Genomic DNA, 11,299 nt, shown 5'->3' on the forward strand with positions numbered 1-11,299 from the left:
AGGTTTATTGTTCACAAGGCCTAAGCCTTAGGCTGCTTTCCCCGGTTGTAAGCCGCCTTTTTTAAAGTGTGCCGCAGAGAAGTGATCCACCTGAATCGCTTTCTGTCTTAGCTGGTCGGCATTTTGCATTTTTTCTACTTCTGCTTCTGTGACGATACCCGCATCGAGGGCAATTTGTAACTTCTCTGTTAACGAAACCTTGCGCGGGATCTCACCGGCTTTAACGGCCTTGGCAATTTTACGCTCAAGATCCTTCACCCCGTACATGGCAATAAATGCCCGCTCCATCAACCCAACGGGATCATCGTCGTGTTTACCGACATAGCAAAGGTGAGTCAAACGGTCACGCTGCTTACCTGGACGCATCAATAATTCAGCAATCTTCACGGAAAGCTCATCTTTCGGTGCGGCATAATGGATACCCAACGGGAACAGCAAAGTACGCAGTAAGCGGCCGACCCCTTTACGTGGGAAGTTTGCCAGCACCTCATCAAAGGCAACCCCACACTGGTGCAGGCAATGCTGCAATCCGTAATGGACAAACGGAAGATCCTGCTGCTGACGGCCTTCATCTTCATAGCGCTTAAGAACTGCAGAAGCCAAGTATAAATGGCTCAATACGTCACCCAGTCGTGCCGATACCATTTCGCGTCGCTTAAGCTCTCCGCCCAAACTCAGCATGGCAAAGTCAGCAGCTACCGCCAATGCCCGACTCATGCGAGAAAGCTGTTTGTAGTATTTAGCAGTATCACCACTGACCGGCGAGCTGTTAAAGCGTGAACCACTAAAGGCATTAAGCAATGATTTACTCACATTGCCAACAGCAAAACCAATGTGGCTAGCCAACAGCTTATCGAAGTCCTTGGCCCCTTCCCTACTGTCAGGGTTGGCCGCCGCTTCCATCTCGCTTAGTACATATGGATGACAACGGGTTGCCCCCTGTCCAAATATCATCAGGTTACGGGTTAGAATATTGGCCCCTTCGACTGTGATAGCAACCGGCATACCAAAATAGTGGTGACCAATATAGTTCATAGGCCCAAGTTGAATCGCGCGGCCAGCATGCACATCCATCGAATCATTAAGGATGGTACGGGCCATCTCCGTCATATGGTACTTAGCAATCGCAGTGACGATTCCCGGCGTTTCATCCATATCAAGTGACGTCGTTGTCAGAGTTCTGGACGCCTCTAGCATATAAGTAAAGCCACCAATACGTCCCATCGCCTGCGCGACACCTTCAAAGTTACCAATCGACATACCAAACTGCTTACGGACATAAGCGTACGCACCTGTCGTTCTCGCCGTCAGGTGTCCAACCGCGGTACCAAGCGCAGGCAATGAAATCCCTCGCCCAGCTGACAGACATTCCACCAGCATACGCCAACCTCGACCGACATAATCCTGACCCCCAATAACCCAATCCATAGGAATAAAGACATCGCTGCCTCGGGTTGGGCCATTCATAAAGGCAAGGTTAAGCGGATCATGACGCTCACCGATTTCGACGCCGGGATGATCAGACGGGATCAGGGCACAGGTAATACCTAGCTCTTTTTTCTCGCCTATAAGCCCATCAGGATCTTGCAGCTTAAAGGCTAAGCCAAGCACAGTGGCGACAGGTGCAAGGGTAATATAGCGCTTATTCCAACTGACACGGATACCCAAGACTTGCTCGCCTTGGTACTCGTCGTAACACACCACACCCTGATCGGGAATACCACCAGCATCTGAACCCGCTTCCGGTCCGGTAAGCGCAAAACACGGAACATCTTCGCCGTGCGCCAAGCGTGGCAACCAGTAATCTTTCTGCTCTTGGGTACCATAGTGGGTCAGCAGCTCACCTGGACCCAATGAGTTTGGAACCATCACCGAAACGGCCGCACTTAAACTCTTGGTTGCAATGCGGGTTACAATGGTCGAGTTAGCATGGGCTGAAAAGTCCAAGCCACCGTATTCCTTACCAATAATTAGCGAGAAGAATTTTTCTTTACGCAGATACTCCCACACTTCAGGTGGCAGATCTTTATCTTCCTGGACAATCTGATAGTCATTCAACATATCCAACAGTGGCTCTAGCTTGTTGTCGATGAACGCCTGCTCCTCAGCACTCAATGTCGGCTGCGGGTAAGTCAGCAAGGTATTCCAGTTTGGATTCCCGCCAAACAACTCACCATCCCACCAAACGCTACCGGCCTCCATGGCCTCTCGTTCGGTGTCGGAAAGTGGTGGCAACACTTTTTTAAACATCTTGAATGCGGGATCACTGAGATAGCGTTTTCTTAGCTTGGTTAACGTACTCATGTTTCAGGTCCTTTTGTCACTTTTATCGTTATTGGTTTTCTATGGTTTGTTACATACTTTTACTGTGTTCCTGTTTGCTGTTCGCCAATCAGCGAAAGCGATTGTTCTATCGGAGCTGCAACGCCTGCCGCCAAGTAAGGTACCAGACGCTCAATCAAATCTTCAGGTTTAACCTGACAGGAGAAGTCATTCTCGGCGATCTCACAAAGCGCCGTTGACGATGCCATGGTGAAAACGGATGCCCCGAGGGTGAAGTGCAGGCGCCAGAATAAGGTTTCCGGATCCAGAGAGGGGTTGGCCCTGCACACTGCGGTAGTAAATAAGGTAAGCACCTGCTCGTATCGGGTCATAATGAACCAACGCAAGTGGCCTTGAACATCGGTATACCCTCTGCCGATAAGAGACATAAAGACAGTGGCACCGTTAGTACGGTGGTTATTCAGTGCTAACAGTGGCTCTTTAATACAGCGGAAAACATCTTCCATTGAAAAATCGTCGCGGGTCAGTAGTGCTTCCAGTTCCGACTGCAAAGTAGGCATAAACGCTTCGAGGTAACGGCCCAGTACCGCCCTCACCAACGTTTTCTTATCGCCATAGTGATAGTTAACAGACGCCAAATTCACCCCAGCTTTACTAGTGATGGTTCGTAGTGACGTATCTTTGAAGCCGTGTTCAGCAAAGAGTAGCTCGGCAGCATCCAGGATACGTGCCTTGGTTTCTCCCTTTCCAGCCATATTCATTCACCCGTATTAAACACTTGTTTAAACTTTACATCTAAGAAACATTTTTAACAAGTCGCAAATATACACCATGTTCTAACACATTGATATTTTCGCTGTTTAATGTGAAAGCCGTGAAGGTGATCAATATTTTCTCCATTCATCGGTAGTGAAATGCAGAGCGAAAAGTGTCTTACCGTCGTCTCATGCAAAAGGATTGAGAACAAAGCAAATAAAAAAAATCTGAGAAAGTGAAAAATTTTTGGAACAAAGTACACATTTGCGGGTCCTAATTAATGCCACTGCTTTTTCTTAGAAGACATTCTTCGAAACCCGTCCCCACCTATGGAGATGGGTTTTCTTTATTTGGTTATCCTCTTTTTGTTTTTGCTTATCCCGCTCGATTTAAAATCAAACAGTTATAAAAAAATGACGATTTTTTCACTTTTTTCTGAACCAAAGTGAAAACCGCAAGTCCTATATAGTGACATTTAGATTAAAGACTTATCACAGATTGCTGGCCGCAAATTGCATTTACTCTTTAATCTGCTAATGCCACTGCTGCTAAACTCCTAATTGTATATAGAGCTTTGCCCACTGAATTTCAGTGGGCTTTTTTTTGCCTACAACTTAATGCGACCTCATACCAAGCCAATAACATATCACCGTAGCCCGTAGCCCGTAGCCCGTAGCCCGTAGCCCGTAGCCCGTAGCCCATGCTCTCGTTATAATTTTTTTAAATTCTTTTTGAACCAATCGCGTTTAGACCAGTCATATATAGTGACATTCATATTAAAGACGCGTTTCTTAGTTAACTATTAACCCTAGAAATATGCGGTTTTAATTTAAGATGCCACTGCTGCTAAACTCCTAATTGTGTATATAGAGCTTTCGCCCACTGAATTTCAGTGGGCTTTTTTTTACCTAAATCTTCAAGCAATCCCCCCCAGAAAGTGCATACTTGCTCCGTCATCCATGGGGCGTCTACTTGCGACTACAAAAAAAATTAATTCTTTTTGAACCAATTGTATTTAGGTCAGTCCTATATATTGACATTCATATTAAAGGCGCGTTTCTCAGTTAACCCTTGAATCTGCGGTTTTAATTTAAGATGCCACTGCTGCTAAACTCCTAATTGTGTATATAGAGTTTCGCCCACTGAATTTCAGTGGGCTTTTTTTTATCTTAATAAAAATGAAATTATTTTTGAACTATTCGAAGTCAAGCAAGTCTTACTTTACATGATTCAGATTAAAGATGCGGTTCAGATAGATTTATCTTTCCCCCTCTTTAATTGTGATGCCACTGCTGCTTAACTCCTAATTGTGTATATAGGTTTATGCCCACTGACTTTCAGTGGGCTTTTTTTTGCATCGAGCAACAATCCCTTACTCACACCACTAACAACTCCCTGATACCGAGTAAATTGGATGACTGATTTCTAAATGACCCGAGTTCAAGCAAAAAAGCCTCATAGCTCTGGGGGCTCTGAGAGTAGGTCATCGTGAGCCAGTTCAATAGACAGCCACTGACACGTTTTCGTCGCATCAACCACTTTACTATTACGGTCATTTGAGTCTGTAAACACAGGCAAAGGCAAACCCGCTAACTGCGCCATTTTGCTGTAGTACTCTTTTCGGGTCGGATGTTGTGATGAAGCGAGATGCAGCACTTGATGTTGCGGCCACTGATTGACCAATTGGGATACTGCTGTAATACAATCATCCAAATGGATGAGGTTTACTCTGTCCAGGCCATTTTCTATACCTTGGCGCCCCGATAAAAAACGAACAGGGTGCCTGTTTGGCCCAATAAGCCCAGCAAAACGTAACACCACCGCCTTACTCCCCCACTCAGCCAGCAAATACTGCTCTATCTCGAGATGGGCTTTCCCCGACAACGTATCAGGGCATGACTCAGCCGTCTCCTCAACCACTCCCTCGCAGGCACCGTAAACCGCAGTTGTACTGATAAACAACACCTTGTGGCAACCAAGCGCTTTGGCCGTCTCCGATAACCGCTTAATTTTAACTATCAACTCATCAGCCGCTCCCTCGTTACGACCGGGCGGCACATTGATAACTAATAAATCGGTGTTAAAGAACTGCTTTATTTGCGGAGAAAGAATAGTTGGTTCATCCAGCGATTGCGGGAGCGACAGGGCAATACCTTGGATCCCACTCTCCGCCAAACTTTCTGCCTTACCAGCATCTTTCTTGCTGCCCCAAGTTTCTATTCCTAACTGGACGAAGTGCTTTGCCAATGGCAACCCCAACCACCCACAGCCACAAATGCTGATCTTGTTAATCTTTCCTTGTTGCATAACCTCTCCCCTTTCACAAATCACTGAAAGTCGGTTTCATTTGACTGCTTATATTTTCACCTTGATTTATTTTAACCTGTAAATTAATTCCCACTGATTGAAAATTAGCTACAGAAAAGCTCGATATCAGCCCTAAAATCCGTAATTTTGATTAAAAATATTTTCAGTTTTGAAAGAAAAAATTCGATCCCTGTCAAACTATAATAAAAAGAGAAAGCGATATTCATGGATTTACTAGGAGCAGATCCATGAAAAGTAGTATAGTTTCATCAAAATGGCTTTAAGCACTTTATGCGAAAAGAAAGCCAGTAACGAAATTCAGTAACGAGCGGTAACCGCCATGAATACCCTAGAGAAAATTCAAAAGAACCTTGATAACTTCAGTAAATCAGAGCGTAAAGTTGCTGAAGTAATCCTTGCATCACCACAAACAGCCATTCACTCAAGCATCGCAACACTGGCTAAAATGGCGGATGTCAGTGAGCCTACTGTAAACCGCTTCTGTCGTCGCTTGGATACCAAGGGCTTTCCAGATTTTAAACTGCATCTTGCCCAGAGCCTAGCCAACGGTACACCTTATGTGAACCGTAACGTCGAAGAAGATGACGGCCCAGATGCATATACTTCGAAAATCTTCGAGTCGACAATGGCATGCCTTGATGTAGCCAAAAACAGTCTTGACCCAATGCAGGTAAATCGTTCCGTTGATCTGTTAACTCAAGCCAAAAAAATCTCTTTCTTTGGCCTAGGCGCTTCAGCGTCTGTTGCACACGATGCCCAAAATAAGTTCTTCCGTTTCAATATCCCGGTTGTATGTTTTGATGATATTGTGATGCAGCGCATGAGCGTGATCAATTGCAGCGACGGTGATGTCGTGGTGATGATTTCCCACACAGGACGAACGAAGAGCTTGGTCGAAGTTGCTCGTATGGCACGTGAGAACGGTGCCACGGTGATCGGCATTACAGCCAAAGATTCACCGCTGGATCGTGAGTGCTCGATCTCTATCTGCTTAGATGTGCCTGAAGATACCGATGTTTACATGCCAATGGCGAGTCGTGTCGTGCAGATGACTGTAATCGACGTACTTGCAACCGGCTTTACCTTGCGCCGAGGTGCAGGTTTTCGCGAAAACCTAAAGCGGGTTAAGGAGTCACTTAAAGACTCTCGCTTTACCAAAGAAGGTACTCTCTAACCTAATAGTGATTGTATGCCCTTTACATAACGGCATATCGAGTCATTAGATTGTACAGGCGTGGCTTTGGCTGCGCCTTTTCTGTATTTGACCTTTCGAATAGCCTCTCTCAGGCTACTTCCTTCAACTACACTTACCCCAATCTCACAAAGCGGATTTCCGCCCGCATGAGTGGTGTTGCTTATTTAAGTCCTGCAATATTCCTGCATTATGATGAAGAAACACGCACATCTTGTCCTACAATATGTTTTTTTCTTACAGTTTGTTGATAAAGAACAGCTTCTTTCTCCCTTTATGTGTAGTAAAATTTCACGCAATTCAATGAAGCAGATTTCTACAAGCAATCGTTTCATTGGCAAACAATGATACAGATGGAGTTTCCGATGTCTGAAATGCTAAGACGTACTAAAATCGTTACTACTTTGGGCCCTGCAACCGATCGTGACAACAATCTAGAAAAGATTATCGCTGCTGGTGCAAATGTTGTACGAATGAATTTCTCTCACGGCAGTCCAGAGGATCACATCCAGCGTACTAAGACTGTACGTGAAATCGCCGCGAAACTAGGCAAGCACGTTGCAATCCTAGGTGACCTCCAAGGCCCGAAAATCCGTGTATCTACGTTCAAAGATGGCAAGATTCAGCTGGCAATCGGCGACAAGTTCACTCTAGATAGCGATCTAGCAAAAGGTGAAGGCGATCAGCACGCTGTCGGCCTTGACTATAAAGAGCTACCAAAAGACGTTGAAACAGGCGATATTCTACTGCTTGATGATGGTCGTGTTCAGCTTAAAATCACGGCTGTTGAAGGCAACAAAGTTCACACCGAAGTGACTGTTGCTGGCCCGCTGTCAAACAACAAGGGCATCAACAAGAAAGGTGGTGGCCTTTCTGCTGAAGCGCTAACAGATAAAGACAAAGCCGACATCATTACTGCGGCACAAATGGGTGTTGATTACTTAGCAGTCTCTTTCCCACGCAACGGCGAAGACATGAAATACGCTCGCCGTCTAGCGATGGAAGCAGGCCTAGAGGCCAAGCTTGTATCTAAAGTTGAGCGTGCTGAAGCAGTTGCAACTACAGAAGCCATGGATGACATCATCATGGCATCCGATGCGGTAATGGTTGCCCGTGGTGACCTTGGTGTTGAAATCGGTGATCCAGAACTTGTTGGCGTTCAGAAGAAACTGATCCGTCGTGCTCGTAGCCTAAATCGTACCGTGATCACGGCAACCCAGATGATGGAAACCATGATCACCAGCCCAATGCCAACTCGTGCAGAAGTCATGGACGTGGCAAATGCTGTGCTTGATGGTACCGACGCCGTAATGCTTTCTGCTGAAACAGCAGCAGGTAGCTTCCCAGTAGAAACAGTTACAGCGATGGCTAACGTTTGTCTAGGCGCTGAAAAAGAGCCTAGCATCAACGTTTCTAACCACCGCCTAGCGCGTACTTTCGAGTCACCTGAAGAAACCATTGCAATGTCTACCATGTATGCAGCAAACCACATGGAAGGCGTAAAAGCGATGATCGCGATGACCGAGTCTGGCCGTACGCCACTGATGATGTCTCGCATTTCGTCAGGCAAGCCTATCTTTGCCATGTCACGCAATGAGAACACCCTAAACCGCGCAGCACTATTCCGCGGAGTTACACCGGTTTACTTCAACCGCGATAGCGATGCTGGCCTAGACGCCGCGAAACATGCTATTGAAACTCTGAAAGACAAAGGTTTTCTTTCTACTGGTGACTTAGTCATCGTCACTCAGGGTGATGTCATGGACACAGTAGGCAGTACCAACAACATGCGTATCCTAAGCGTAGAGTAATCTACAGCCTGAATACAAAAAGCGTGATGGTGTTCGCCATCACGCTTTTTTCTATCCATTTCCCAATGCTCTCACCACTTACGGATAAGTTTTATCTACCCTCACCCCGTTGGCGAAGTAGAGGATCCTCACTTTATCCTTTGGCTGGAATAGCATCGTGCTATCGACATCTTGAATGACATCAATCAAGGTTCCGTCATCTGCTTTAATCAGTAACTCAACTAACCTGTACTGGACTATCTGTTGAGTTGTCTGCCGCTGATGAGCAATACCCGCCCCAGCCACTGCACCAACTGCTGTCGCAACTTCTCGTCCCGTTCCGCCTCCAAACTGATTGCCGACCAAGCCGCCGATAACTCCGCCCAATAAGGTCTCCCAGCCATTTCGCTGAGATTCAATCACATCTTGGTGGGTGATATAACGAACACTATCAACCATTCCAAAAACCACCTTGTTAACGGTTCTGGCCTGATTTCTGTTATATGGCGCAGCAGAAAGAGTCAAAGGCAAAATTAACAATAACACTAACCATTTTCTCATCATATAATCCTCTTTCCGGTCTCACCTGAGCCCCTTTATCTATAAATAAAATAAGCTACATTTAGTGTAATTATGGCAATTTATCTTCCGGAACTTGATCCGGTCAATATTGATTTTCCTGCCCCTGAAACGGCGCTAGCAGATCCTAATGGTCTGCTTGCCTTTGGTGGCGACCTACGACCTGAACGCCTTGTCAGTGCCTACCGCCAAGGCATCTTCCCATGGTTTTCCGAAGGTGAACCTTTGCTCTGGTGGAGCCCGGCACCAAGAGCCGTCTTCGTGCCAGATCAGTTCCAGCCCAGTAAGAGCTTACGGAAATTCTACCGAAAGTCTGACTACCAAGTCACACTGAACCGAGCTTGCCACGATATTATTGAACTCTGTGCCAACACCCGTAAAGCAGAAGAAACCTGGATCACCGCCGAGATGATCCAAGCCTACCAGCACCTGCATGACCTTGGCTATTGCCATTCAGTGGAGGTATGGCTGCAAGGGCAACTCGTCGGTGGGCTGTATGGTATCAGCGTGGGTGGCATGTTTTGCGGCGAATCCATGTTCTCACTGGCAGACAATGCGTCAAAGATTGCCCTCTGGTTGTTTTGTGAACACTTTAGTGCCCATGGCGGCCAGCTTATCGATTGCCAAATCATGAATGACCACCTTGCCTCACTTGGAGCTGCCGAAATGGAGCGAAACCTGTTCACCCATTTTCTCCACCAGCAAAGAGATGCCATACTCAATGAAACGTGTTACCACAGTCAGGAGTTAACTTACCCACCATCATGACCAACCTTAACAAGCTCCCGCTGCGCATTGGCCTGACGCCGGAGTCTCATTGCAGCTACCTTCCTGGTCAAGATGAACAGCTTGGGGTAGTAATGGATCAACACTGGCTTTCACCGCCTGGCTATGGCGTGTTGCTGGCATCAGGCTACCGTCGCAGTGGCAGTGCCGTCTATAAGCCAATGTGCCAACACTGCAGTGCCTGTGTGCCTCTTCGAGTTGATTGTCCCGCTTTTTACCCATCGAAAAGCCAAAAACGCCAGCTCAACCAAATGGCTAAACTGCAATGGGAATTCAAGACTGAGCTGGATCCCGGCTGGTATCCATTGTATGAGCGCTATATTACCCAACGCCATGCCGATGGCAGTATGTACCCGCCTAACAAAGCGCAATTTTTTGAATTTTGCACCGCTCCATGGATGGATACCCTCTTTCTCCATGTTTATGAGGAAGAACGGCTGATAGCCATTGCGGTCACCGATGTGTTCGACGATGCAATGAGTGCGGTGTATAGTTTTTTCGACCCCGATAGCTCGTTATCCCTCGGCACGCTCTGTGTCTTGTATCAAATCCAGTACTGTAAACATTCGGGACGTCGCTGGCTGTACCCCGGGTACCAAATCGATCAGTGCAAAGCCATGAACTATAAAACTCGTTTCAAGCCATACGAAAAGCTTACAGCAGAGGGATGGCAACATTTTGATGAAAACTAAGCTGCATTTTTCACCGCTGCCTGAGGTAAATACGATAAAATACGTATTAATGCGTTAGAGTAGCTGACAAAGTACACCCGCAGATGTAAAATTGCGGCCTAAACTTTACACTCAAACAGTTTCAAGGCATTATCCAGCCCGATCAGATGAATGGCTGGTAGCCTAAGAGGATTCAATGGCAAAAGAAGACGTAATTGAAATGCAAGGTACTGTACTTGATACACTGCCTAACACCATGTTCCGCGTAGAGCTTGAGAACGGTCACGTTGTTACCGCTCACATTTCTGGCAAAATGCGTAAAAACTACATCCGTATTCTTACTGGTGACAAGGTAACTGTGGAATTGACTCCATACGACCTAACCAAAGGCCGCATCGTCTTCCGCGCCCGTTAATCTTAAAATAAGATTACAGAATACAAATAAAACCCGGCCTATTGCCGGGTTTTATTTTTTCTGGGCGCCAAAAATAGGCCCCTTTTAAACCTATCGGTGATAGATTCGAAAACTAGGTTTGCTAAACAGATTCGATAAGTAATACTCATCAACACCACAAAATTATTTTATTTGCCTCGATCCACATTCGGTTGTCTAATCCCCCTGCACCCAAAGGCCATAAGCGAACGAGGTGTATGCGAGGGAGCCGCCCTCACCTTACTCTGTCATACCGTGAAATCTGTCAGCAGCACGGCCGTTTAGGAATGACAATGAAAGCTATCGCAATGCATGATATGCAGTTAGAACTTAGCCTATTGAACATGTGCGACATCGCAGCCACCATTCACCCCAAAGACCGACCGCTTAACACATCGCCACAACTTGGCCGTCGTAAAAAGCGTATGTCGCAAAGGCGAACACAAAGGACGCTATCTAGCTCCGTCTAAATCAACTTGGT

General features: G+C 46.4%; 10 protein-coding genes. 6 read left to right on the top strand and 4 right to left on the bottom strand.

Annotated features, from left to right (window positions below):
* Window positions 1-27: 27 nt before the first annotated feature.
* The 3 genes from ACVA58_RS01695 to ACVA58_RS01705 all read right to left on the bottom strand — a co-directional run bounded on the left by ACVA58_RS01695 (window position 28) and on the right by ACVA58_RS01705 (window position 5,346).
* Window positions 28-2,304 (bottom strand): acyl-CoA dehydrogenase, encoded by a 2,277-nt coding sequence (locus tag ACVA58_RS01695; RefSeq protein ID WP_446508731.1) that lies wholly within the window; start codon window positions 2,302-2,304, stop codon window positions 28-30.
* 59 nt (window positions 2,305-2,363) lie between these two features.
* Entirely contained in the window at window positions 2,364-3,038 is a 675-nt protein-coding gene (locus tag ACVA58_RS01700; RefSeq protein ID WP_446508732.1) for a TetR/AcrR family transcriptional regulator, read from the bottom strand.
* Window positions 3,039-4,494: 1,456 nt separating this feature from the next.
* Complete coding sequence (locus ACVA58_RS01705; protein ID WP_446508733.1) at window positions 4,495-5,346, bottom strand: SDR family oxidoreductase; 852 nt, start codon at window positions 5,344-5,346, stop codon at window positions 4,495-4,497.
* Between the two features lie 340 nt (window positions 5,347-5,686).
* Here ACVA58_RS01705 and ACVA58_RS01710 point away from each other — a divergent pair, with 340 nt between their 5' ends.
* Window positions 5,687-6,541 carry a MurR/RpiR family transcriptional regulator gene (locus ACVA58_RS01710; RefSeq protein ID WP_446508734.1) on the top strand — a complete coding sequence of 285 codons (855 nt, stop codon included), beginning with the start codon at window positions 5,687-5,689 and terminating at the stop codon, window positions 6,539-6,541.
* A gap of 383 nt (window positions 6,542-6,924) precedes the next feature.
* The gene (gene pyk / locus ACVA58_RS01715) at window positions 6,925-8,370 is read left to right on the top strand and encodes a pyruvate kinase (RefSeq protein WP_446508735.1); all 1,446 of its coding nucleotides are present in this window, start codon (window positions 6,925-6,927) and stop codon (window positions 8,368-8,370) included.
* A 78-nt stretch (window positions 8,371-8,448) separates the two neighbouring features.
* Here the strand turns inward: pyk and ACVA58_RS01720 are convergent, their stop codons facing one another.
* Window positions 8,449-8,910, bottom strand: a complete 462-nt coding sequence (locus ACVA58_RS01720; RefSeq protein ID WP_446508983.1) for a glycine zipper 2TM domain-containing protein — start codon at window positions 8,908-8,910, stop codon at window positions 8,449-8,451.
* A gap of 72 nt (window positions 8,911-8,982) precedes the next feature.
* On the opposite strand from ACVA58_RS01720, the gene aat reads away from it, so the two are divergent.
* From aat to ACVA58_RS01740, 4 genes are all read left to right on the top strand, one after another.
* Entirely contained in the window at window positions 8,983-9,696 is a 714-nt protein-coding gene (gene aat, locus ACVA58_RS01725; protein ID WP_446508736.1) for a leucyl/phenylalanyl-tRNA--protein transferase, read from the top strand.
* Entirely contained in the window at window positions 9,693-10,406 is a 714-nt protein-coding gene (locus ACVA58_RS01730; RefSeq protein ID WP_446508984.1) for an arginyltransferase, read from the top strand. The genes aat and ACVA58_RS01730 overlap by 4 nt, the downstream gene beginning before the upstream one ends.
* Before the next feature lie 175 nt (window positions 10,407-10,581).
* The gene (gene infA, locus ACVA58_RS01735) at window positions 10,582-10,800 is read left to right on the top strand and encodes a translation initiation factor IF-1 (RefSeq protein ID WP_005298441.1); all 219 of its coding nucleotides are present in this window, start codon (window positions 10,582-10,584) and stop codon (window positions 10,798-10,800) included.
* 236 nt (window positions 10,801-11,036) lie between these two features.
* Window positions 11,037-11,288 carry a hypothetical protein gene (locus tag ACVA58_RS01740; protein WP_446508737.1) on the top strand — a complete coding sequence of 84 codons (252 nt, stop codon included), beginning with the start codon at window positions 11,037-11,039 and terminating at the stop codon, window positions 11,286-11,288.
* Window positions 11,289-11,299: the final 11 nt, after the last annotated feature.

The sequence above is a fragment of the Photobacterium sp. DNB22_13_2 genome, assembly GCF_052873915.1.